Origin of the sequence: Shinella sp. WSD5-1, from assembly GCF_963942435.1 — a bacterium.
Classification (GTDB): Bacteria; Pseudomonadota; Alphaproteobacteria; order Rhizobiales; family Rhizobiaceae; genus Shinella; species Shinella yambaruensis.
Genome location: NZ_OZ012596.1, coordinates 2110622 through 2131277 on the forward strand (window position 1 = coordinate 2110622; position 20656 = coordinate 2131277).

The following is a 20656-nucleotide window of genomic DNA, read 5'->3' on the forward strand; positions in this document are numbered from 1 at the left end:
GTTCTTCAATTCCGGAATCTGGCTTGAAAGCCTTGCGCGGGTTCTTTGTCGGCAAAGCGGGCACCGGCGCGGCGAGAAAAAAGCGAAACTGTGGCAATGGCTTGGGTGTGGCCCTGCGGCCACGCGTCGTTCCGCCGCATGCTGCGGCCCGCTTGCCCCGGTGCCGGCGAGGGCGTAAGGCTTTGACCATGCAATGGAGTGAGGAAGCCATCGTTCTCGGCGTACGGCGCCATGGCGAAAGCTCGGTGATCGCCGAGGTGATGACGCGCAGCCGTGGCCGGCATCTCGGCATGGTGCGCGGCGGGCGCTCGCGGACCATGCAGCCGGTGCTCCAGCCCGGCAATTCCGTCGACGTCACCTGGCGCGCGCGGCTCGACGAGCATCTCGGCGAGTTTCGCATCGAGCCGCTGGAGCTGCGCGCCGGGCGGCTGATGGAGACGGCGACCGCCGTCTACGGCGTGCAGGCCATGGCGGCGCTGCTGCGCTTCCTGCCGGAGCGCGATCCGCATCCCCATCTCTACGAGGCGCTTTCCGTCATCCTCGACCACCTGCACGAGCCGGCCGATGCCGGCGAGCTCTTCGTGCGCTTCGAGCTTGCCGTGCTCAACGACCTCGGCTTCGGCCTCGACCTCCTCGAATGCGCCGCCACCGGCACGCGGGAGGATCTCTGCTACGTCTCGCCGAAATCCGGCCGTGCCGTCTCGCGCGCGGCCGGCGCGCCCTGGGCGGGCAAGATGCTGGCGCTGCCGGCCTTCCTCGGCGACGAGAGCCGGCACGCCGCCGATGCCGCCGCCCTTGCCGACGGCTTCCGGCTGACGGCCTTCTTCCTCAACCGCCATGTCTGCGAGCCGCGCGGGCTGGAACTCGCCAGCGCCCGCGACGGCTTCATCCAGGCGGCCCTGAAGGCGCTCGGCACGCCGCGACACGACCAACCCGAAGAGGCGCATGCATGACGGTCGAAATCTATCCGGGGCTGACGGTCGCCGGCATCGGCACGCTGCCGCTCGACGTGGTGAAGCGCGACGGTGGGCTGAAGGTGTTGCAGGCGATGCTGGCAGGCGACCTGCCCGCTCCGCCGATGGCCAAGACGCTCGCCTTCAGCCTGACGGAAGTGGAGGACGGCCGCGTCGTCTTTTCCGGCCTGCCGTCGGCCGACCATCTCAATCCGCTCGGCACGGTGCACGGCGGCTGGACGGCGACGGTGATGGATTCGGCGCTCGGCTGCGCCGTCTTCTCCGTCGTCAGGCCGGGCGAGGCCTACACGACGATCGAGTTCAAGCTGAACCTCGTGCGCCCCGTCCTGCCCGGCATGGGCGAGGTGTTCTGCGAGGGCAGGATCGTGCATCGCGGCCGCACCATCGCCACGTCCGAGGCCTGGCTGCGCGATGGAAGCGGCAAGCTGCTGGCCCACGGCACGGAAACCTGCGCGCTCTTCCCGATCGAGAACCTGATGCGCTAGAGCATTTCCAGCCGAAGCGAGATTGCTTCGGCGTCGGGTGAACTCCGGTCCACCGGAAATGCTCTAGGCAGTGCCCGGGCCTCGGCCCCGCCGTCGAGGGGTCAATGGCCGCTGTGGGTCGAAAGCACTTCCCAGTGCGCGCGCAGCGCGGCGGCGTCGCCGCCGGCTTCGGTGATCTCGATGACGTGGTTGAACCGGCTGCGGGCGTCCGTCTGCCTGCCGGCCAGCCGGAGGCGGGCCGTGCCGGCCTCAGGATCCGCCGTCACATCCGTGATGCCGTCCATGCGGGTGGCGCGCAGGAGTGCGGCGGCGCGGCGCGTTTCTGTCCGCACGCCGGTCGGGCCGGCATAGCCGTAGGCGGCGGTCAGCGGGCGTTTCCCGGCAACGACCGGCATCCATGCCAGCGTGCCGTGCTCCATCACCAGCGGTGCCGCGTCGAACACGACGGGCATCCCGTCCTCTTCGCCATCGGCGGCAAAATGCGCGACGAACAGCGTGCCGTCGTCGAGGAGGTCCCGGCCGGCGGTGCGGTCCCCAGGCTGCCAGGTGCCGTGCGTGATGAATTTGTAGAGGTGTCCGGAACCTCCGCCATCGCCGCAATAGACGACCACGCGGCCATCCCCGTTGACGAGGCAGGAGAGGCCGCGATGCCCGAGACGGCCGAGCGCGGTCCGCCTCTTCGGGGCGGCGTCCGGATCCTGCGGATCGACCTCGACGATCCAGCCGGCAGGGGCGCCGGAAGGGCCGGCGGCGTCATCATGAAGATCGACCTCCGCCATCAGCCGCGTCCCCCACGGCGTGAGGCAGCCGGCAGCGGCGACACGCCGGTGCGAGGCTGCACGGTCCGCCGTGGAGGCCAGCGCCTTCTCCGGGGCCTGGCCGGCAGCCGCGGAGCGGCGGCCGAGAAGATTGCCGAGGCCGCGAACGATGGCGTGCGCATAGCCGAGGCCACCCCCGGGGTGCCGTTCCGCATGCACGGCGGCGGCGTTGCGAAGGGTCTCGGTCATGGCGGGCTCCCAGGCTGACGTAGAGAGGCACCATTCTGCCCGCCTTGCATGAAAACCATGCGACAATACCGAAGAGAACGCCGGCCTCAAACGTAACCCCGTTTAGTCTTTGGAAAAAACCGGGTAGTCTCCGCGCCCGGACAATGCCCGCGTTGGAGTCGCAATGCTCGAAATCCTCTCCCTGGTCGCGATCGGCCTGGCGCTCTATACCCTCAATGCTTCGCGAAACAGCGTGCAGAAACTCGGCGAAGAGGTGATGCGGCTGAAGCGCGAGGTCGAGGCGCTGAAGGCCGAAGGGGCGGCGGCCCCGGTGGGGACGGCGGCCGCGGAAACCGCGGAAACCGCCCCCGAAGAGGCGGCGGAGGAACCGGCGCCCGCCGATTTCGCAAGCCCCTGGGCCACGGCGCAGGCAACGGGGACGGACGAGGCCGGGAAGGGCCGCTCCATCTTCGGCGGCGGGCCCGCCGTTCCGGCCGAAGCGGCGGTTGCAAGCGAGGGCGCGGACGAAGCCGTCGCGACGGCCTCCGCCGTTCCCGTGGTCGCGGCAAAGCCGAAGGAGAGCTTCGAAAGCCGCATCGGCGCGCGCTGGGCCGTCTGGGTGGGCGGCATCGCGCTGGCGCTCGGCGGCATCTTCATGGTCAAGTATTCCATCGAGGCGGGGCTGCTCAGCCCGGCCGTGCGGCTGTCGCTGGCCGCCGTCTTCGGCCTCGTGCTCATGGCGGTCGGCGAGTTCGTGCGCCGCCGTACCCTGCCGGTCATCGCCAACGCCTTCCAGAACGCCATGATTCCCGGCGTGCTGACGGCCGCCGGCGCCATCACGCTCTTTGCCGTCACCTACGTCTCCTACGAACTCTACGGCTATTTCGGTCCGCTGACCGCCTTCGTGCTGCTCGCCGCCGTTTCCTTCGCGACGATCGGCCTGTCGCTTCTGCACGGGCAGGCGCTCGCCGGCCTCGGCCTCCTCGCCTCCCTGGTGACGCCCGCGCTGGTCGCGACCGAGGAGCCGAGCGCCTGGGGCCTCTTCGGCTTCCTCTCCGTCGCCTGGCTTGCCACCTTCGCCGCCGCGCGCATCCGCCGGTGGCAGGTCGTGCCGGCGCTCGCCAATGCCGGCATGGCGCTCTGGGCGGTGCTCTATCTTTCGGAGGCGAGCACGGTCGCGGTCGTGCCGCTGCTCTTCGCCATGCTCGTGCTGGCGCTTGGCCACGGCGTCATCTGGCCGGGCAGCATCACGGCGGAAGACGTGCCGCCCGCGACGGGCGCCGCCTCCGCCGATCCGCTCGATCGCCTGCTTGCCCCGCCCGCCGTCGCCATGTCGCTGACCGGCGCGCTGGCGCTGACCTTCCCGGCGCTGGTTCTGGCCAATGCGGTGCCGGCGCTTTCCCGGGCGGATTACGGTTTTGCCGCGATCGTGATGGCGCTTGCCGTGCTCGGCGCGCTGCGCGGCTGGGCGATCTACCCGGCGCTCTTTTCCGCCATCGCGGCCGTGGTCGGCGTCGGTGCGATGGTGGTCGGGCCGGGCGGCCTGCTGTTCGACGATGTCTCCATCCTGGCCCCGCCGGCGCTGGACGACACCGCGGCGCTGCCATTGCCGGTGCCGGTGATCGCCGTCGTGCCGGTCGACCTGCTGCTCCTGCTCGCCGTCGCCTATGCGGCGGTCGGCCTTGCGGCGGTGCGCCTGCGCATGGCGGGGTCGTCGGCCTTTTCCGCGCTCTGGAGCCTCATCGCCCCGGCCGTGCCCTTTGCCATCCTCGCGCTGAGCTTCCTCAATTTCGGCAACCTATCCTTCGACCTCAAGCATGGTCTTCTCGCCGTGGCGCTCGGCCTCGCCTTCCTTGCGGCTGCCGAAGTCTTTTCGCGCGGGCGGGCGGAGGAGGACGGTCCGTTCATTCCGCAATGGGCGCTCGCCGCCGGCGGCTTCGCCTTCCTCGTGCTGGCGCTGCATGCCATGACGGACGGCCTTGCCACGACGCTCGGCATCGCGGTCCTCGGCACGGCCGCCGTCTTCGCGACGCGCCTTCGCCGCTGGCCGGTCCTGCCCTGGCTGATGGCCGGGGCGGCCGCGATCGTCGCCGGCCGCATCGGCTGGGAGCCGACCATCGTCGGCGCGGCGAACCTTTCCAAGACGCCGGTCTTCAACCAGCTTCTCGCCGGCTACGGCATTCCGGCCGCTCTGCTCGCGCTTTCGGCCTTCGAGCTGCGCCGCTGGCCGGGCACGCAAATCCGCAATCTCCTGCAGGCGCTGGCCAGCCTCTTCCTTCTGCTGACGGCGGCGATCCTCGTGCGGCACGGCATGAACGGCGGCGTGCTCGACAGTTCCGTGCCGACGCTCGGCGAGCAGTCGATCTACACGCTGCTGGTCATCGGCGCTTCGGCGATCCTGATGTCGCTCGACCTGAAATCGCCGAGCCCGGTCTTCCGCTACGGCTCCATGGTGGTCGGCGGGCTTTCGGTCCTGTCGATCCTCAGCGCCCATTTCGTCGGCCTCAACCCCTATTTCACCGGCGAACTGCTCGGCGAGTGGCCGTTCCTGGATCTTCTCTTCGTCGGCTACCTGCTGCCCGGCATCGCCTATGGCGGCCTTGCCTTCCATGCGCGGGGCCGGCGGCCGATGCCCTATGTGATCATGCTGGCGCTGACCGGCGTGGCGCTCGCCTTCGCCTGGGTCACGCTCAGCGTGCGCCGCTACTGGCATGGCGAGGGCATCGCCGACTGGAAGGGGTTCCTCCAGCCGGAGACCTACACCTATTCGGTCGTCTGGCTGCTGCTCGGCGTGCTGCTGCTGGCGGTCGGCTCGAAGTTCGATTCCAAGAGCATCCGCCTTGCCTCCGCCGGCCTCGTGCTGATCGCGGTCATCAAGGTCTTCCTGGTCGACATGGCCAATCTCGAAGGCATCCTCCGGGCGCTCTCCTTCATCGGGCTTGGCGCGGTGCTGATCGGCATCGGCCTGTTCTACCAGAAGATCCTCTCGGGAAAGTCCGGGACCGGCGAAAAGGCGGAATTGAACGCCGAGGCGTGACAGGCTAGGTCATGGGCAACCACTTGCGGATCGCCCATGACCTTCGCCTGCCTCGCTGCCGCCTTCTCGCCCCTCGGCCCCCTTGCCGAGCGCCTGCTGCCGCAGGCCTTTTCGGCCGATGACGGCTCGCACGACGCCGCGCATCTCATCCGCGTCTGGAAGAGCGCGCGTCGTATTCAAGCGGAGGAGGGCGGCGACCCGCGGCGGCTGGCGGCCGCCGTGCTGCTGCACGATTGCGTGGCGGTGGAGAAGAATTCGCCGCTGCGCGCCGAGGCCTCGCGCCTTGCCGCCGAGAAGGCGGCCCGCCTGCTTGCCACCGAAGGCTGGAGCAAGGAGGATGTGGCCGCCGTCGCCCACGCCATCCTCACGCACAGCTTCTCCGCCAATCTTGCCCCGCAGACGCTGGAGGCAAAAATCCTGCAGGATGCCGACCGGCTCGATGCGATCGGCATGATCGGTGCCGCGCGCTGCTTCTACATTGCCGGCCGCATGGGCAGCGGCCTCTACGATCCCCTGGATCCGCTCGGCGAAAACCGCCCGCTCGACGACAAGGCCTTCGCCATCGATCATTTCGAGGTCAAGCTGTTCAAGCTGGCGGAGGGGTTCCAGACGGCGGCGGGTGCGCGCATGGCGGGGGAGCGGACGGAGCGCCTGCGGGCGATCCGCGCCATGCTCCTGGATGAAATCTGAAGAAAAACATGCTTTTGTGCCGCCGTATTGAATCTCTCCGGCAGGCCGTTGAATCAACGTTTCAGGAAAGGTCGCCCGCATGAAGGTCGAGGGTCTCAACATTCACCCGCTGAAGAGCGGCCGGGCCATCCCCGTCGAAAGCGCCGCCGTGCGTCTCGACGGCCTTGCCGGCGACCGGCGTTTCATGGTCGTCGAGCCGGACGGCCGCTTCATCACCCAGCGCGAGCTGCAGGCGCTGGCCCGCGTCGAGGCGACGGCGGTCGGCGAAAGCCTGCATCTCGAAATGGAAGGTCGCCAGCTTTTCGCCAGCTTCGATCCCGAGGACCGTCTCGACGTGACCGTCTGGGACAGCCCGGTCAACGCCGCCGTCGCCGACGAGGCCGTCAACGACGTCCTGTCGGACTGGCTCGCGCGCCCGGTCAAGCTGGTGCACATGGATGCCGGGGCCGCGCGGCTGGAGGGCGAGGACTGGGCCGGCAGCCCGGCACCGGTCGCCTTCGCCGATGGCTTCCCGGTCCTCGTCACGACCACCGGCTCGCTCGCCGACCTCAACCGCACCCTTATCGCCAAGGGGCAGGAGCCCGTCGGCATGGACCGCTTCCGCACCAACATCCTCGTCTCCTGCGACGAGCCCTGGGCGGAGGACCTGTGGGAATCGATCGAGATCAACGGCATCGCCTTCGATTTCGTCAAACCCTGCGCCCGCTGCATCATGACCACGCAGGACCAGATGACCGGCGAGCGCATCGGCGGCAACCCGATCCAGGGCCTTGCCGAAAAGCGCATGTCCGCCGACCGCCGCGTGCCCGGCGTGCTCTTCGGCTGGAACGCCGTGCCGCGCGGCGAGGGCGAGGTCCGCCTCGGCGATACGGTGCGCGTGACGCGGACGCGCAGCGAACGCTGGCCGATGAAGGTGCGGGCTTAAACCCACCCGCGCCGCTTGAAGTAGAGAAACGGCATCAAGGCGGAAAAGATCATCAGGCCGATCGCATAAGGGTAGCCGAAGGTCCATTGCAGCTCCGGCATCAGCTCGAAATTCATGCCGTAGGCCGAGGCGACCAGTGTCGGCGGCAGGAAGACGACCGAGGCGACGGTGAAGATCTTGATGATCTGGTTCTGCTCCAGGTTGATGAGGCCGAGCGTCGCGTCGAGCAGGAAGTTGATCTTGCCCGACAGGAAGGCGGCGTGGTCGCCGAGCGAGGCGGCGTCGCGCTGCACGAGCTTGACGAGCTGGCGGATGTCCTTCGAGGGCCGGCGGGCCGGGCTCTCCACCGCCGCATGATAGGCGACGAGGCGCGAGATGCTGACGAGGCTTTCGCGCACGCCGCTGAGGAAATCGCCCTTGCGGCCGAGCTGCTCGATCAGCGCTTCCAGGTCCCGCGTCTTCTTGGTGGAGGAACCCGTCTTGCTGCGGAAGACCCCGCGCGAAATGCCGTCGATCTCGTTGCCGAGCCGTTCCAGCACGTCCGCCATGCGGTCGATGACCGCCTCGATGACACCGAGCATCACGTCCTCGCCGGTCTCGTAGCTGTGGCCGTTGCTGCGCAGTGCCCGGTTGCAGAAGGTCGTAAAGGGCTTTGCGTCGGCATGGCGCACCGTCACCAGCGTCGGGCCCTTGAGGATGAAGGTGACCGGCATCTTCATCGGTTCGTCGCCGTCGAGATTGGTGAGCGCCGTCATCGTCATGAACTCCGCGCCGTCCTCCTGGTAGAGGCGGGCGGACAGCTCGATATCCTCCATCTCCTCCCGCGTCGGGATGGAGACATGAAGGGCCGCCTCCACGTCCGTCACCTCTTCGGGCGTCGGGCTGAGGAGGTCGTACCAGAGGGCAGGGGCGATCGCCTGCTCGATGGCCGGGTTGGAAATTTCGCGCAGGCAGAAGCGGTCCGCCCTGCGGGCATAGATTTGCAGCATGCTTCACTCCTTGAGGCATTCTCGCCGTCCGGAGCAAAGCCTTTTCGGGGCTCCTACCGGATCGGTCGCTCGATTGCTCTCGATAGTCGACTGTCGGGGTCCATGATCTTATCCGGGTTCGGTTGGCGCCATGTGACGCCGGACGGGGGCATGCGCCCAAAATGCCGTGGCGTCAAGCACATCCGGTGGAGCGCGGCGCATCGGGCTTTCATCAATCCGGCTGATCGTCCGGTCAATTAAATTCGCTTTTGTTAATGCATGGTGCGGCGTAGGGTCCGGGCCTGATTTCCGGAGACGCACCATGTCCACCCCATCCGTCGTTGCGGCACCTGCCGCCAGCCGGCCTATGCCGTGGCTCATCATTCTCGCCGGCTCGCTGATCGCGGTGCTCACCTTCGGCCCGCGCTCGGCGATGGGTTTCTTCCAGCTGCCCATGCTGCAGGATACCGGCTGGGACCGCACCACCTTCGGCCTTGCCATGGCGCTGCAGAACCTTGCCTGGGGCGTCAGCCAGCCGTTCTTCGGCGCCATCGCCGACAAGTTCGGCACCTGGCGCGTGCTGCTCGTCTCCGGCCTCGTCTATGCGCTCGGCCTGTTCCTGATGTCGCTCGGCACTTCGCCGCTCTGGCTGCATGTCGGTGGCGGTGTGCTGGTCGGCCTTGGCGTCGGTGCCGGCTCCTTCGGCATCCTGCTCTCGGCCTTCGCGCGCAACGTGACGCCGGACCAGCGCTCCATGGCCTTCGGCATCTGCACGGCCGCGGGCTCGGCGGGCATGTTCCTCTTCGCGCCGCTGTCGCAGGGCCTCATCAGCGCCTATGGCTGGTCGGACAGCCTCGTCTATCTCGGCATCCTGATGCTCATCGTCCCGCTGCTCGGTATTCCGCTGCGCGGCAACTCCTCTTCCGGCATCACCGCGGCGAGCGAATACAAGCAGACCATCGGAGAGGCGCTGCGCGAGGCGCTCGGCCATCGCAGCTACCTGCTGCTGGTCGCCGGCTTCTTCGTCTGCGGCTACCAGGTCGCCTTCATCACCGCGCATTTCCCCGCCTATCTCGGCGATATCGGCATCGATGCGCGTTATGCCGTCATCGCGCTGGCGCTGATCGGCTTCTTCAACATCATCGGCTCGCTCGCCGCCGGCTTCATCGGCCAGCGCTATTCGAAGCCCTATTTCCTCGCCTATATCTACCTTGCCCGCTCGGTCGCGGTGGCGGCCTTCATCCTCCTGCCGAAGTCGCCGGCCTCGGTCATCGTCTTCGCCATCGTCATGGGCCTGCTCTGGCTCTCCACCGTGCCGCCGACCAACGGCCTCGTCGCCATCATGTTCGGCACGAAGCATCTCGGCCTGCTCGGCGGCATCGTCTTCTTCTCGCACCAGGTCGGCTCGTTCCTCGGCGTGTGGATGGGCGGCTATCTCTACGACCATTTCGGCACCTACGATCCGGTCTGGTGGCTCGGCGCGGCGCTCGGCATCTTCGCGGCGATCGTGCACTGGCCGATCGAGGAGAGGGGCGTCGTGCGCCCGGCCGCCGCCTGATCCGGAATCCCGCCCCGCCCGAAGGAATTCGGACGGGGCTTCTTGCAAACCGTCACAAAAGTTTCTAAATCTGAACCACCGGCAATGCCGGTTTTGTTTTGAAGCTATTATGCTCAAATTGAGCAAAATAGCCTTTCCGCCGGAGGGCGGCGGAAGAAAGGGAGGGTTCCATGACCGTTCTGGCCCAGCATGCGGGGATGGCCGAAGCCGCTCGTCCGCTCACTGCCGCGGAGCGCTTCGGCGTCGCCGAGAAACCGGACCTCACCTTCACGCCCGAGATCGCCCGCGAGACGGAACACCTCTACGAGAAGGTGAAGCAGTTCATCCCCGCCTTCGAATGGCCGGTCTATGCGCCCTATGTCGCCGCCATCAACCGGCTGAAGAAGGAGCGCGGCGCGGTCATCCTCGCGCACAATTACCAGACGCCGGAAATCTTCCACTGCGTCGCCGACATCGTCGGCGATTCGCTGCAGCTCGCCCGCGACGCCACCAAGGTGGATGCCGAGATCATCATTCAGTGCGGCGTGCACTTCATGGCCGAGACCTCCAAGCTGCTGAACCCGGAAAAGACGGTGCTCATCCCCGACGCCAGGGCCGGCTGCTCGCTGTCGGATTCGATCACCGGCGAGGACGTGCGCCTGCTCAAGCAGCGTTATCCCGGCGTGCCGGTCGTCACCTACGTCAACACCTCCGCCGACGTGAAGGCGGAGACGGACATCTGCTGCACCTCCTCCAACGTGCTCGCGGTCGTCGAGAGCCTGGAGAGCGACACCGTGCTTTGCATCCCGGACGAGTACCTGGCGATGAACGTCGCCAAGCAGACGAACAAGAAGATCCTCACCTGGAAGGGGCACTGCGAGGTGCACGAGCGCTTCACGGCGGCCGAGCTGCTCTCCTACAAGGAGGCCCATCCCGGCATCGAGATCATCGGCCACCCGGAATGCCATCCCGATGTCATCGCCGTCTGCGATTTCGCCGGCTCCACCTCGGGCATGATCAACTATGTGAAGGACCACCGTCCCCCGCGCGTGCTGCTCGTCACCGAATGCTCCATGGCCTCCAACATCCAGGCCGAGCTGCCGGGCGTCGATTTCGTCAAGCCGTGCAATCTCTGTCCGCACATGAAGCGCATCACGCTGCCGAAGATCCTCGACAGCCTGGTGCACATGACGGAGGAGGTCGTGGTCGACCCGGCGATAGCCGATCGTGCCCGCCTTGCCGTCGAGCGGATGGTGAATTTGAAGCAGTAGAGTAGCGCGTCAGCGCGAAATTTCGAGAAAGGCAGCGCCGAAGAGCCATTACGCCGATCCGTTGCCGCTGCCCCTCATCCCCCTGCCGGGACCTTCTCCCCGCAAGCGGGGAGAAGGGGGAAAGCGGCGAGGCTGGTGCTCCTCGCCCCGCTTGCGGGGAGAGGATGCCGGCAGGCAGGTGAGGGGCATACTGGCGGACCGAAGCGTCGGAGGAGTATGACATGCCCATAGACAGTTTCCGCCCGCAATCCTGGAACGGCATCGACGATATCGTCATCGTCGGCGGCGGGCTTGCCGGCCTGTTCTGCGCGCTGAAACTCGCGCCGCGTCCCGTCACCATCCTCGCCGCCGCGCCGATCGGCCAGGGGGCGTCCTCCGCCTGGGCGCAGGGCGGCATCGCGGCGGCGATGAGCCCCGGCGACACGTTCGAAAAGCACGTTGCCGACACGCTCGAGGCCGGTGCCGGCATCGTCGACGAGAAGATGGCGCGCTTCATGGTCTCCGAGGGCCCGGCGCGCATCCACGACCTGCTCGAATACGGCGTGCCCTTCGACCGTGACCTTGAGGGCAAGCTGCTGCTCTCCCGCGAGGCCGCCCATTCGGAGCGCCGCATCGTGCGCGTCAAGGGCGACATGGCCGGCAAGGCCATCATGGAGGCGCTGATATCCGCCGTGCGGAAGACGCCGTCGATCCGGGTTCTCGAAGGTTATGTCGTCGAGGAGCTGGTGCGCGAAGGCCGCTTCATCTCCGGCGTCGTCGCACGTCCGGATGCCGGCCAGTCGAAGAACCGCGTGCATTTCCCGGCCCGCGCCGTGGTGCTCTGCTCGGGCGGCGTCGGCCATCTCTACGCCGTCACCACCAATCCGTGGGAGGCCTGCGGCCAGGGCGTCGGCATGGCCGCGCGCGCCGGCGCCATCATCGCCGATCCGGAATTCGTGCAGTTTCACCCGACCGCCATCAATATCGGCCGCGACCCGGCGCCGCTCGCCACCGAGGCGCTGCGCGGTGATGGGGCGCACCTCGTCAACGCCGCGGGCCATCGTTTCATGCTGGATATCCACGAGGACGGCGAGCTTGCCCCGCGCGACATTGTCTCGCGCGGCGTCTTTGCGGAAGTGCAGGCCGGGCGCGGCGCCTTCCTCGATTGCACCAAGGCGGTCGGCGCCCATTTCCCCGACATGTTCCCGACGGTCTACGCCTCCTGCATCGCCGCCGGCATCGATCCCGTCACGCAGCCGATCCCCGTCGTGCCTGCCGTGCACTACCACATGGGCGGCGTGCTGACGGATGCGGAGGGGCGCACCTCGATCGACGGCCTGTGGGCGGCCGGCGAGGTCACCTCCACCGGCGTGCACGGCGCAAACCGCCTTGCCTCAAACTCGCTGCTCGAAGCCGTGGTCTTCGCCGCGCGCATCGCGGAAAACATCAAGGGCATGCTGCCGGAGCCGAAGATCAACGACTGGGGCAAGAATGCCGGCGAGAGCGACGACCTCGTCACAATCGAGGACAGCCCGGCGCTGAAACGCCTGCGCCGCGTCATGAGCGACCATGTCGGCGTCATCCGCAGCCGCGAGGGCCTGAAGACGGCGATCCGCGAGATCGCTGCGCTGGAGCGCGAAAACAGCCGCATGCGCTTCCACAACATCGTCACCACCGCAAAGCTCATCGCGACGGGCGCCTATCTGCGCGAGGAAAGCCGCGGCGGCCACTTCCGCTCCGATTTCACCGAGCAGAAGGCGGACTGGAAGCACCGCACCTTCCTCACCCTCGCCGATGCCGAGAAGGTGGCGGCGGACCTTTCGGAAACGGCGGCGGCTTGAGGCTTGGCAAAAATTGACAATCGCTCTTCCCACGCTAGAATCGGGCGAAAGGATCGCACGATGCCGACGCTGAATGTCAGCCTGACCCCGGAATTCACCGATTTCATCGAGGAGGCCGTCGCGAGCGGCTCCTATGTCTCGGCAAGCGAGGTCGTGCGCGATGCGCTGCGCCTGATGCGCCAGGAACGGGAAAGCGAGGCGGCCAAGCTCGCGCTCCTGCGCAAGGCGGTCGATGCCGGGCTGGCTCAGTCGGAGCGGGGCGAGTTTTCCGGCCGCTCCGTCACGGACATCTTCACCGCTGCCATCGGCGAGAAATGACCGTTCGGCTGACGGTTGAGGCCGAGCGGGACCTTGCGGAGATCGCGCGCTACACGGCGACGGCCTTCGGCGTTGCCCAAGCCATGCACTATGCCGCGTTGATCGAGCACGACATGGACCTCCTGGCTGAAAACCCGCTCCGGCCAGCGTCGCGTGCACGCGACGAGCTTCGCCCCGGCGTGCGCTCCATGCATCTTTCCCGCGCCGCAGCCCGGCGCCACGCCGCTGCGCATGTCCTTTATTATCATCTTGCCGCGGGCACGGATGAGGCACAGGATATCGTCATTCTCCGCGTCCTGCATGAACGCATGGAGCCGCTGAAGCGGCTCGTCGACGCCAACAGCCCTGAAAAGGATTCTTCGCCATGACCACCCCCTATCTCCCCGTTCTCTCGCCCCTGATGGTGGAGGACCAGGTGCGCGCGGCGCTGTCGGAAGACCTTGGGCGCGCCGGCGACATCACCAGCCAGGCGACCATCGCGCCGGAGCGTTCGGCGCGGGCGGAGCTGAATGCGCGCGAGGACGGCGTCGTCGCCGGCCTCGATCTCGTCCGCGCGGCGTTCCGGCTGATGGATCCCGAAATCCGCTTCGAGGCCTTCGTGAAGGACGGCGACCGGCTTGCGCCAGGCACGGTGATCGCGCGGGTTTCCGGCCCCGCCCGCGCCGTGCTTTCGGCCGAGCGGGTGGCGCTCAACTTCCTCATGCACCTTAGCGGCGTGGCGAGCTACACGGCGCGTTTCGCCGCCGAGATCGCCCATACGCCGGCCAGGGTCTGCTGCACGCGAAAGACCATTCCGGGCCTGCGCGCGCTCGAAAAATATGCCGTGCGCATGGGCGGCGGCTCGTCGCACCGTTATGGTCTCGACGACGCGATCCTCATCAAGGACAACCACATCGCCGTCTCCGGCGGGGTCGCCGGCGCCATCCATGCCGCCCGCGCCTTCGCCGGCCATCTCGTCAAGGTGGAGGTCGAGGTGACGACGCTGGAGGAACTGGAGGAGGCGCTGGAGGCGCAGCCGGACGTCATCCTGCTCGACAATATGGGGCCGGAGCTCCTGCGCCGCGCCGTCGAGATCAATCGCGACTGCGCGGGGTTGAGCGAGGCGACCTATGCCGCCGATCCGCGCCGCGTGAAGCTGGAAGCCTCCGGCAACGTGAACATCAAGACCGTCCGCGCCATCGCCGAAACCGGGGTCGACTACATCTCGACCTCCAAGATCACCATGGCCGCGCCGACGCTCGACATCGGCCTCGACGTCGTCGTGAGCTGACCCGTCCGGAACACCCCGGCGGACGATGCGTTCCGGTTCCATGGACAATGGCAATCGGAAGGATGCATCATGTGGAAGATCGTTGCAGGCGCGGTACTGGCCGCCCCGCTCATGAGCCTGCCCGCCGCCGCCCAGCAGGCGACGGATACGGCGCGGGCGAATTTCGTCGACCGTGACGGCAAGGAGACCGGCCGCGCGCAGGTGACCGCCGGGCGCGACGGCGTGCTGTTCGAGGTGGAGGTTTCCGGGCTCGAGCCGCGCAAATGGGTGGCGTTGCACATCCACGAGAACGGAACCTGCGAACATGCGGGCGGCCACGAATCGGCGGGCGGCCATTTCAATCCGGATGAAAAGAGTCACGGCTTCGTCTCGGCGGACGGTCCCCATGCCGGCGACCTGCCGAACCAGTATGTCGCCGAGGATGGCGTGCTGCGGGCCCAGGTCTATTCGACGATGGTGCGCCTCGACGATGCCGAGCGCGGCATCCGCGGCCGCGCGCTCGTCGTGCATGCCGGCTCGGACGACTACCGCACCGACCCGGCAGGCGGCGCGGGCGACCGCCTCGCCTGCGCCGTGATCGAATAGGGCCTATTCGGCCGGGGCCGCATCCGGCTCCGGCCCGCCAAGCTTCTGCCCGAAGGCGATGCGCACGCGACGGTTCATCTCCCGCGTCGTCTTGAACCATTGCGGCGTCGATACCCAGTAGCGCAGCGTCAGGACGGCCGCGCTCTCCTCCAGGCTGTCGACGAAGACCTGCGGCGGCGGCACGGATTCGATCATGGGATCTTGCTTTGCGATCGACAGCAGCCGGTCGATCTCGTTGTCGATGTCGCGATCGTTCGGCACTTTCACCTGCAGATCGTGCTTTCGGGTGCGTTCGCGGCTGTAGTTGGTGACGGGCGTGTTCCAGAGCGTCGAATTCGGCGCCAGGCGATAGAGGCCGTCGCTCGTCTTGAGTTCGGTGGCGAAGAGCCCGACTTCGGTGATCGTGCCGGAAACGTCCTTCGTCTCGATATATTCGCCCACCCGGAAGGGGCGCAGCACCAGAAGCATGATGCCGGCGGCGATGTTCTGCAGCGTACCCTGGAGGGCGAGGCCGATGGCGAGGCCTGCGGCACCGAGAGCGGCGATGATCGAGGCCGTCTGCACGCCGAACTGGCCGAGCACCGTCACGAAGACGAGCACGAGGACCGCATAGCGCAGGATGTTCGCGAAGAAATGCGCGAGCGTCGCATCGATGCCGCGCACATGCGAAAGCCCGGTGAGCGCCCAGCGGTGCAGGATGCGGGAGAGAAACCAGCCGAGCACGAGCAGCACGATCGCGCCGAGGATAGAGAAGGAATATTGCACGGCAAGCGCGCTCGCCTGCGCCAGCGCCGCCCGCGTCGCAACGATGATGTCGGTTGCCTGTTGTTCCATGAACCTTTCCCCGTTGATATCGAAGGGGGAATGGCAGGATGCAGGATAAGTTCCGGCTGGAATTGCTCTAGCGCATGCCGACCTTGAGCCCCGGCGCGGGACGCTCCTCGAGAATGCGGCGGCGGAAGCGGAAGAGCGCGGCGGGGCGCCCGCCGGTGGCGGCGGTGGACCCGCCCGTCGCCTCGACCAGTTCGGCGCCCTCGACCAGCCGGCGGAAGTTCTGCTTGTGCAGGTGCCGTCCGGAGATCGCCTCCACCGTCGCCTGCAGCTCCGTGAGCGTGAATTCCGGCGCCATCAGCTCGAAGATCACCGGGCGGTACTTGATCTTGCCGCGCAGCCGCGCCATCGCGGTCGCAAGGATCCGGCGGTGGTCGTGGCGCATGGCGACGCCGGGCGCGGGATGGCACGATCCGGTGCGCCCGTCCGTCACCGCCTCCTCGGCAAGGCCGGCCTCGTAGAGAAGCTCGTAGCGTTCCAGCACGCGCTCCTCGTCCCAGGGGAAGTCGTCGAGGCCGAAGGCGAGGCGCAGGCGCGTGCGCATCGAGGGCAGGGCGCTTGCCCGTTCCTCACGCGTGTTGTCGGCCGCAAAGGCCTTCAGGGCGGGCAGGATGAGCTGGTCGATCAGCGCCGGCCGTCCCTGCCGCCAGTCCTCCCAAGGAAGGTAGGTGTACCAGTCGCGCCAGGCGGCGCCGGCTTCCGCCAGCCGCTCGTTCGCCTCCGCATCGGTGCGGGTAAGCGCGATATAGCCGACGGAGACCATGTGCGTGCCGGCCTCGTCCGGCAGCTTCTGGCGGCCGCGGTCGCCGAAGGTGTAGAGCTGCTCGATATAGCCGAGCTTCAGCGCTGTCTGCGCCTCGACGCTGGCGCGCAGGCTCGTCTCGAAGGTGCGGTGCTGGTGCGGGTCGAAGGGGCCGAAGGGCAGGGCGTCTCGGCCGCCCGCGCCCCCGCCGATGGCGAGGATGCAGGGGTTGCGGCCGGAAATCGCGACGACCGCCGCGTTGAGGCCGATCTCGACCGGCGGGCGGGCGCGGCTCTCCATCATGGCTGCAGCGTCTGCGGCGCGGCGGAAAAGACGAAGGGGCTGTCGCCGACATAGTCGGCTCCGCGGCCGATGGCCCGGACGGCGGCGACGAGCCGCCCGCCGCGCGACAGCACATGGTCGCCGATCTCGATCAGCCGGGCATTCGGCGTCGCCTGCACGGAGGCGCGGCGAAGGCGCATTGCGAGGTCGTGCTCGTCCTGGTCCGGCTCCACGGCGAGCGCGGCGATCAGCGCGGCGGCGGGGGAGCGGGAAACGCCCATCATGCAATGGACGAGCAGCGGCGCCTGCCGGTCCCAGCCGCGCGCAAAGCCGACGATCGCGGCCACATGTTCCTCGCCGGGCGCGACGAGGCTGCCGGTGCCGGCAAAGGCGATGTCGTTGACGCCGACGATCAGGTGGCGATCGGCGGCGATGATGGCCGGGCGGTGGAAATTCTGCTTCGGCGCGACAAGGCTCAGCATGTCGCGGCAGCGGTGGCGCACGGCCAGTTCCGCGATCTTTCCGAGCGGCGCGACGACGATCGTACCCATCGCGTCACACCGCCGCGGCGAGCGGGCCGCGCTCCCGCTCCAGCGCTTCGAAGCGATCGGCGAAGCGCTGCTGCGCGAGGGTGGCGGGCAACGGCGCGATCTCGATCATCTCCAGCGTGATGCCGCGCGGCGCGCCGAAGAACTTGACCGCCTCGGCATGGGAGAAGCCGGCAAGCTCCGTCGCCTCGAAGAAGGCGGCGACCTGGTCGGCCTTCTTGATCCTGGCCTTCAGGCTCGCGGGGGTGGCGGGCGGCAGGCCGAAGCGCAGGTGCACGGCCGCCTCCAGCCGCTTCTCCACCGTCTTGTAGCCGCCGCCGACCACCGCCTTGAAGGGCGAGATCATGTCGCCGATCACGTATTCCGGCGCGTCGTGCAGCAGCGCCATCAGGCAGTCGTCGGCATTGCAGCGGTTCTGCCGGCGAAAGATCGCCTCGACGACCAGCGAATGCTGCGCGACCGAAAAGGCATGGTCGCCATTGGTCTGGCCGTTCCAGCGCGCGACACGGGCAAGCCCGTGCGCGATGTCGGACAGTTCGATGTCGAGCGGCGAGGGATTGAGCAGGTCGAGGCGGCGGCCGGACAGCATGCGCTGCCAGGCCCGGGGCTCCGTCTTGGCGCGGGCGGCTCCGCTCATTGCGCCGGCACCTCGGCGGTTTCCTGCGGGAAGGCAAGGCCCGTCCACTGCGGCAGGGCGACGGTGACGGGCATGCCGTCGGCGGTGATCGGCGTGCCGCCATGGATGGCGTCGGCCGCGCGGTCGATGCGCACGATGGCAAGGCCGCGCGTGCCGGACACGCTGCCGAGCGTGCCGATCGGCTTGCCGCCGGCCAGAAGCTCGGTGCCCGTGGCGGGAAGGGCGGTCTCGCCGCTGACGATGACGGGGCGGCGGCGCGCTGTGCCGCGGTGCTGCATGCGGGAGACGACCTCCTGGCCGACATAGCAGCCCTGGCGGAAGGAAAGGCCGCCGGTGAGGTCAAGCAGCACGTCGTGCGGGAAGGCATCGCCGAGCGCATAGTCGCGGCCGGCTTCGACGAGCCCGGCGCCGATGCGCAGGGTTTCGTAAAGCGCCGGGTCGTCGCTGCCGCCCGTGCCCGGGCGGCGGGAGACGGCAAGGCCTGCCTTCGCGAAGCGGCCGTCCTGCGGGGCATCCGCCTCGGCGGCGTCCCAGCTTGTCGTCACCGCGTTCCCCTCGACGGCGGCGAGATCGACCGCGGCGCGCAGCTTGTACATGGTCAGCCGCTTCAGAAGCGCATCGCGCTGCTCGTCCGCCGTCTCGACCAGGAAGGCGCCGTCGCCGTCGCGGCTTATCAGGAAGTCGAACAGGATCTTGCCCTGCGGCGTCAAAAGGGCGCCGGGACGGATCTCGCCGGCCGAGAGGTCGGGCAGGTTGGTGGTGATGAGCGATTGCAGGAAGGTTTCGGCATCGGCACCGGAAATGCGGAGGAAGGCGCGGCCGGAAAGCGTGACGGAAGGCATGATTCGATCCAGGGTTTGCGCCCGCCGGCACCATGCGGCAGCGGGCGGTGCATGATCGCACCCGTTGAAACAGAGGTAGAACGACCGGGCGCCTTTCGCAAGGTCGTGCCGTCTTGCCCCCTGCTTCCGGATGGGGGAGAAGGACGGCCACGAGAGGACAGGGGCTCCGCCATGACCGCCGCAACGGCACTTCCCCACGATGCATGGGCCGCCTGGCATCCGCGGGAGCTCGCCCGCCGGCTTGCCGGCATCGCGCGGCCCTGGTGCGTCGCGGGCGGCTGGGCGCTCGATCTCTGGCACGGGGAGGAGACGCGCCCGCACGAGGACCTCGAATTCACTATCCTGCGCGCCGACTTCATCCATTTCCGCGCGGCCTTGCCGGGCCTGCGCCTTCATGCGGCCGGCGATGGCCATGTCGAGCCGCTCGGTCCGGACGAGATGCCGCCGTCAGGCATCGCGCAGGTCTGGTGCGAGGATGTGGCGGCGGGCTGCTGGCGTGTCGACATGATGCTGGAGGACGGCACGCCGGAGACCTGGGTCTACAAGCGCGACCCGTCGATCCGCCGGCCGCGCGCCGAGGCCGTGCGCAGGACCGCCGATGGCATCGCCTATCTCGCGCCCGAGATCATCCTGCTCTTCAAGGCAAAGTACCGGCGCGGCAAGGACGAGGCGGATTTCGCAAGGGCGCTGCCGCGGCTTGACGCGGCCGAGCGGCGCTGGCTGAAGGCCGGCCTCGCGCTGGCCCATCCCGATCATGCCTGGAGCAAGGCCCTGTAAGGCTCAGTCGCCGGTGACGAAGAACTTCCACTGGCCATCCGGTGTGATGCCGACGCGGTAGAAATTGTAGCTGCCGAATTCCTTCATGTCGGCGAAATCGCCGGCCGTCACGATGCGCAGCAGATCCACCTTTTCCGGTGGCGTCAGCGTTGCGAGCGGCTTTTCGGCGAAGTAGGGCCAGACATAAAGCTCGTCCGCCGTGCCCTTGCCGACATGCACGAAGCCGGTCGCCAGCACGTCGAGCAGGATCGCCAGCACCTCGATGCCTTCGTCGTCGCCCGACTGGCCCTTGAGGGTCTCGACAGGGCCTTCGTCGGTCTCGACGATGGAGACCTGCGTTTCCGTCATGCCCTTGCCGAGCAGGGGGCGCAGGCGCTCGATATCGCCGGAGGCGGCGGCCTCCACGATGAGCTCGCGCATGCGGCGCACGGGCTCCGGCGCCTTGGCGATGTCGGAAAGGAACTCGACCGGAACCTCGGGCTCGTCGGCGGCCTTGTCGTCCGCGGCGGGCGTGCCGTCCGAGGGTTCGGTCACGGCTTCGTTGCGGCGAATCAGCGGGTCGGGCATCGGCAGTTCGAGGGGGTCGGTTTCTTCCTGCTCCTCCTCGACGGGCGGTGTCTCGCTGCCCTCGGCCGGCTTCTGCTGCACCTGGCCCTGCTCGTTCTTCAGTTCGCTGAGGGCGAAGGCGGGCCGGGCGGGCGCCACCAGCGCCGCCGTCGTGAAAAGCACCGACAATACGATGAGGCTGCTGCGAAACAGCGTTTTGCCGCCAGTCGACGTCTGCATGACCTGTCTTTCCAGCCTATTGCAGGATGCGCTCGGGGGAGAATTCTCCGGCCAGCATGCGCTCGCGCAGCGATTCGAGCATCGCCTCCGCGCCACGTTCGCCATGGATGCGGATCGTTTCGCGCATGGCAAGCGCGATCGCGGCATCGGCGATGATTTCCGGTTCGATGCCATCAGCCATGCCGTCGGCCCAAGCCTCGTTCTGGTGTTCCAGAGCGGCCTGCATCTTCTCGTGCACGATCATCTCGTCGATATCGTTGAGAGTAGGTTCCATTGATCGGTCCATGCGAGGCATTCAGTTCTTACTTGACTGTTAACGACCTTAGCAGCCTTTTCCCAAAACGG

At 67.9% G+C, this 20656-nt stretch carries 22 protein-coding genes; 13 read left to right on the forward strand and 9 right to left on the reverse strand.

Annotated features, from left to right (window positions below; genetic code table 11):
* The first annotated feature begins 188 nt into the window (after positions 1–188).
* Positions 189–953, forward strand: a complete 765-nt coding sequence (gene recO / locus AABQ55_RS10255) for a DNA repair protein RecO (RefSeq protein ID WP_272804941.1) — start codon at positions 189–191, stop codon at positions 951–953.
* Positions 950–1459, forward strand: coding sequence for a PaaI family thioesterase (locus tag AABQ55_RS10260; protein WP_244770085.1), 510 nt, complete (start codon positions 950–952; stop codon positions 1457–1459). Before recO ends, AABQ55_RS10260 begins: the two co-directional genes overlap by 4 nt.
* A 101-nt stretch (positions 1460–1560) precedes the next feature.
* Here the strand turns inward: AABQ55_RS10260 and AABQ55_RS10265 are convergent, their stop codons facing one another.
* Positions 1561–2466, reverse strand: a complete 906-nt coding sequence (locus AABQ55_RS10265) for a PhoX family protein (RefSeq protein WP_272804942.1) — start codon at positions 2464–2466, stop codon at positions 1561–1563.
* A gap of 163 nt (positions 2467–2629) precedes the next feature.
* Between AABQ55_RS10265 and AABQ55_RS10270 the strand changes: the two genes are divergently transcribed.
* From AABQ55_RS10270 to AABQ55_RS10280, 3 genes are all read left to right on the forward strand, one after another.
* Positions 2630–5482 carry a DUF2339 domain-containing protein gene (locus tag AABQ55_RS10270; protein WP_272804943.1) on the forward strand — a complete coding sequence of 951 codons (2853 nt, stop codon included), beginning with the start codon at positions 2630–2632 and terminating at the stop codon, positions 5480–5482.
* A gap of 36 nt (positions 5483–5518) precedes the next feature.
* Positions 5519–6172, forward strand: coding sequence for an HD domain-containing protein (locus AABQ55_RS10275; RefSeq protein WP_272804944.1), 654 nt, complete (start codon positions 5519–5521; stop codon positions 6170–6172).
* Positions 6173–6251: 79 nt separating this feature from the next.
* Positions 6252–7097, forward strand: a complete 846-nt coding sequence (locus tag AABQ55_RS10280) for an MOSC domain-containing protein (protein WP_272804945.1) — start codon at positions 6252–6254, stop codon at positions 7095–7097.
* Here AABQ55_RS10280 and AABQ55_RS10285 read toward each other — a convergent pair.
* The gene (locus AABQ55_RS10285; protein ID WP_244770090.1) at positions 7094–8086 is read right to left on the reverse strand and encodes a magnesium transporter CorA family protein; all 993 of its coding nucleotides are present in this window, start codon (positions 8084–8086) and stop codon (positions 7094–7096) included. The two genes, AABQ55_RS10280 and AABQ55_RS10285, sit on opposite strands and share 4 nt — an antisense overlap.
* Before the next feature lie 301 nt (positions 8087–8387).
* Here AABQ55_RS10285 and AABQ55_RS10290 point away from each other — a divergent pair, with 301 nt between their 5' ends.
* The 7 genes from AABQ55_RS10290 (at position 8388) to AABQ55_RS10320 (ending at position 14866) form a co-directional block, all read left to right on the forward strand.
* Positions 8388–9623, forward strand: a complete 1236-nt coding sequence (locus tag AABQ55_RS10290; protein WP_272804946.1) for an MFS transporter — start codon at positions 8388–8390, stop codon at positions 9621–9623.
* A gap of 170 nt (positions 9624–9793) precedes the next feature.
* On the forward strand, positions 9794–10873 hold the full coding sequence (gene nadA / locus AABQ55_RS10295; protein ID WP_244770092.1) for a quinolinate synthase NadA: 1080 nt from the start codon (positions 9794–9796) through the stop codon (positions 10871–10873).
* A gap of 221 nt (positions 10874–11094) precedes the next feature.
* On the forward strand, positions 11095–12693 hold the full coding sequence (locus tag AABQ55_RS10300) for an L-aspartate oxidase (RefSeq protein WP_272804947.1): 1599 nt from the start codon (positions 11095–11097) through the stop codon (positions 12691–12693).
* Between the two features lie 60 nt (positions 12694–12753).
* Complete coding sequence (locus AABQ55_RS10305) at positions 12754–13011, forward strand: type II toxin-antitoxin system ParD family antitoxin (RefSeq protein ID WP_272804948.1); 258 nt, start codon at positions 12754–12756, stop codon at positions 13009–13011.
* The gene (locus AABQ55_RS10310; protein ID WP_272804949.1) at positions 13008–13379 is read left to right on the forward strand and encodes a type II toxin-antitoxin system RelE/ParE family toxin; all 372 of its coding nucleotides are present in this window, start codon (positions 13008–13010) and stop codon (positions 13377–13379) included. The genes AABQ55_RS10305 and AABQ55_RS10310 overlap by 4 nt, the downstream gene beginning before the upstream one ends.
* The gene (nadC, locus tag AABQ55_RS10315) at positions 13376–14281 is read left to right on the forward strand and encodes a carboxylating nicotinate-nucleotide diphosphorylase (RefSeq protein ID WP_272804950.1); all 906 of its coding nucleotides are present in this window, start codon (positions 13376–13378) and stop codon (positions 14279–14281) included. Before AABQ55_RS10310 ends, nadC begins: the two co-directional genes overlap by 4 nt.
* Positions 14282–14350: 69 nt before the next feature.
* Positions 14351–14866: a superoxide dismutase family protein gene (locus AABQ55_RS10320; protein WP_133033221.1), complete on the forward strand. Its 516-nt coding sequence runs from the start codon at positions 14351–14353 to the stop codon at positions 14864–14866.
* 3 nt (positions 14867–14869) lie between these two features.
* Here the strand turns inward: AABQ55_RS10320 and AABQ55_RS10325 are convergent, their stop codons facing one another.
* The 5 genes from AABQ55_RS10325 to ygfZ all read right to left on the reverse strand — a co-directional run bounded on the left by AABQ55_RS10325 (position 14870) and on the right by ygfZ (position 18748).
* Positions 14870–15700 (reverse strand): mechanosensitive ion channel family protein, encoded by an 831-nt coding sequence (locus AABQ55_RS10325; RefSeq protein WP_244770096.1) that lies wholly within the window; start codon positions 15698–15700, stop codon positions 14870–14872.
* A gap of 67 nt (positions 15701–15767) precedes the next feature.
* Positions 15768–16739 carry an NUDIX hydrolase gene (locus AABQ55_RS10330; RefSeq protein ID WP_272807430.1) on the reverse strand — a complete coding sequence of 324 codons (972 nt, stop codon included), beginning with the start codon at positions 16737–16739 and terminating at the stop codon, positions 15768–15770.
* Complete coding sequence (locus tag AABQ55_RS10335; protein WP_272804951.1) at positions 16739–17272, reverse strand: tyrosine phosphatase family protein; 534 nt, start codon at positions 17270–17272, stop codon at positions 16739–16741. The genes AABQ55_RS10330 and AABQ55_RS10335 overlap by 1 nt, the downstream gene beginning before the upstream one ends.
* Positions 17273–17276: 4 nt before the next feature.
* A complete protein-coding gene (locus tag AABQ55_RS10340) occupies positions 17277–17906 on the reverse strand; it encodes an HD family hydrolase (protein ID WP_272804952.1) in 630 nt (209 codons plus the stop codon).
* Entirely contained in the window at positions 17903–18748 is an 846-nt protein-coding gene (gene ygfZ, locus AABQ55_RS10345) for a CAF17-like 4Fe-4S cluster assembly/insertion protein YgfZ (protein WP_272804953.1), read from the reverse strand. Before ygfZ ends, AABQ55_RS10340 begins: the two co-directional genes overlap by 4 nt.
* A 171-nt stretch (positions 18749–18919) precedes the next feature.
* Between ygfZ and AABQ55_RS10350 the strand changes: the two genes are divergently transcribed.
* Entirely contained in the window at positions 18920–19525 is a 606-nt protein-coding gene (locus AABQ55_RS10350; RefSeq protein ID WP_272804954.1) for a nucleotidyltransferase domain-containing protein, read from the forward strand.
* Positions 19526–19528: 3 nt separating this feature from the next.
* Here AABQ55_RS10350 and AABQ55_RS10355 read toward each other — a convergent pair whose 3' ends face one another.
* Both AABQ55_RS10355 and AABQ55_RS10360 read right to left on the reverse strand, forming a co-directional pair.
* Entirely contained in the window at positions 19529–20311 is a 783-nt protein-coding gene (locus AABQ55_RS10355; protein WP_272804955.1) for a hypothetical protein, read from the reverse strand.
* Positions 20312–20327: 16 nt separating this feature from the next.
* Positions 20328–20597: a hypothetical protein gene (locus AABQ55_RS10360; protein ID WP_245082708.1), complete on the reverse strand. Its 270-nt coding sequence runs from the start codon at positions 20595–20597 to the stop codon at positions 20328–20330.
* Positions 20598–20656 lie beyond the last annotated feature (59 nt).

Coding starts and splice junctions, on each gene's coding strand:
- AABQ55_RS10360 (WP_245082708.1), bottom strand. CDS start 20,597: ATGGACCGATCAATGGAACCTACTCTCAACGATATCGACGAGATGATC.
- recO (WP_272804941.1), top strand. CDS start 189: ATGCAATGGAGTGAGGAAGCCATCGTTCTCGGCGTACGGCGCCATGGC.
- nadC (WP_272804950.1), top strand. CDS start 13,376: ATGACCACCCCCTATCTCCCCGTTCTCTCGCCCCTGATGGTGGAGGAC.
- AABQ55_RS10285 (WP_244770090.1), bottom strand. CDS start 8,086: ATGCTGCAAATCTATGCCCGCAGGGCGGACCGCTTCTGCCTGCGCGAA.
- AABQ55_RS10340 (WP_272804952.1), bottom strand. CDS start 17,906: ATGAGCGGAGCCGCCCGCGCCAAGACGGAGCCCCGGGCCTGGCAGCGC.
- AABQ55_RS10260 (WP_244770085.1), top strand. CDS start 950: ATGACGGTCGAAATCTATCCGGGGCTGACGGTCGCCGGCATCGGCACG.
- AABQ55_RS10330 (WP_272807430.1), bottom strand. CDS start 16,739: ATGGAGAGCCGCGCCCGCCCGCCGGTCGAGATCGGCCTCAACGCGGCG.
- AABQ55_RS10290 (WP_272804946.1), top strand. CDS start 8,388: ATGTCCACCCCATCCGTCGTTGCGGCACCTGCCGCCAGCCGGCCTATG.
- AABQ55_RS10350 (WP_272804954.1), top strand. CDS start 18,920: ATGACCGCCGCAACGGCACTTCCCCACGATGCATGGGCCGCCTGGCAT.
- AABQ55_RS10305 (WP_272804948.1), top strand. CDS start 12,754: ATGCCGACGCTGAATGTCAGCCTGACCCCGGAATTCACCGATTTCATC.
- nadA (WP_244770092.1), top strand. CDS start 9,794: ATGACCGTTCTGGCCCAGCATGCGGGGATGGCCGAAGCCGCTCGTCCG.
- AABQ55_RS10300 (WP_272804947.1), top strand. CDS start 11,095: ATGCCCATAGACAGTTTCCGCCCGCAATCCTGGAACGGCATCGACGAT.
- ygfZ (WP_272804953.1), bottom strand. CDS start 18,748: ATGCCTTCCGTCACGCTTTCCGGCCGCGCCTTCCTCCGCATTTCCGGT.
- AABQ55_RS10280 (WP_272804945.1), top strand. CDS start 6,252: ATGAAGGTCGAGGGTCTCAACATTCACCCGCTGAAGAGCGGCCGGGCC.
- AABQ55_RS10320 (WP_133033221.1), top strand. CDS start 14,351: ATGTGGAAGATCGTTGCAGGCGCGGTACTGGCCGCCCCGCTCATGAGC.
- AABQ55_RS10270 (WP_272804943.1), top strand. CDS start 2,630: ATGCTCGAAATCCTCTCCCTGGTCGCGATCGGCCTGGCGCTCTATACC.
- AABQ55_RS10310 (WP_272804949.1), top strand. CDS start 13,008: ATGACCGTTCGGCTGACGGTTGAGGCCGAGCGGGACCTTGCGGAGATC.
- AABQ55_RS10275 (WP_272804944.1), top strand. CDS start 5,519: ATGACCTTCGCCTGCCTCGCTGCCGCCTTCTCGCCCCTCGGCCCCCTT.
- AABQ55_RS10265 (WP_272804942.1), bottom strand. CDS start 2,466: ATGACCGAGACCCTTCGCAACGCCGCCGCCGTGCATGCGGAACGGCAC.
- AABQ55_RS10335 (WP_272804951.1), bottom strand. CDS start 17,272: ATGGGTACGATCGTCGTCGCGCCGCTCGGAAAGATCGCGGAACTGGCC.
- AABQ55_RS10355 (WP_272804955.1), bottom strand. CDS start 20,311: ATGCAGACGTCGACTGGCGGCAAAACGCTGTTTCGCAGCAGCCTCATC.
- AABQ55_RS10325 (WP_244770096.1), bottom strand. CDS start 15,700: ATGGAACAACAGGCAACCGACATCATCGTTGCGACGCGGGCGGCGCTG.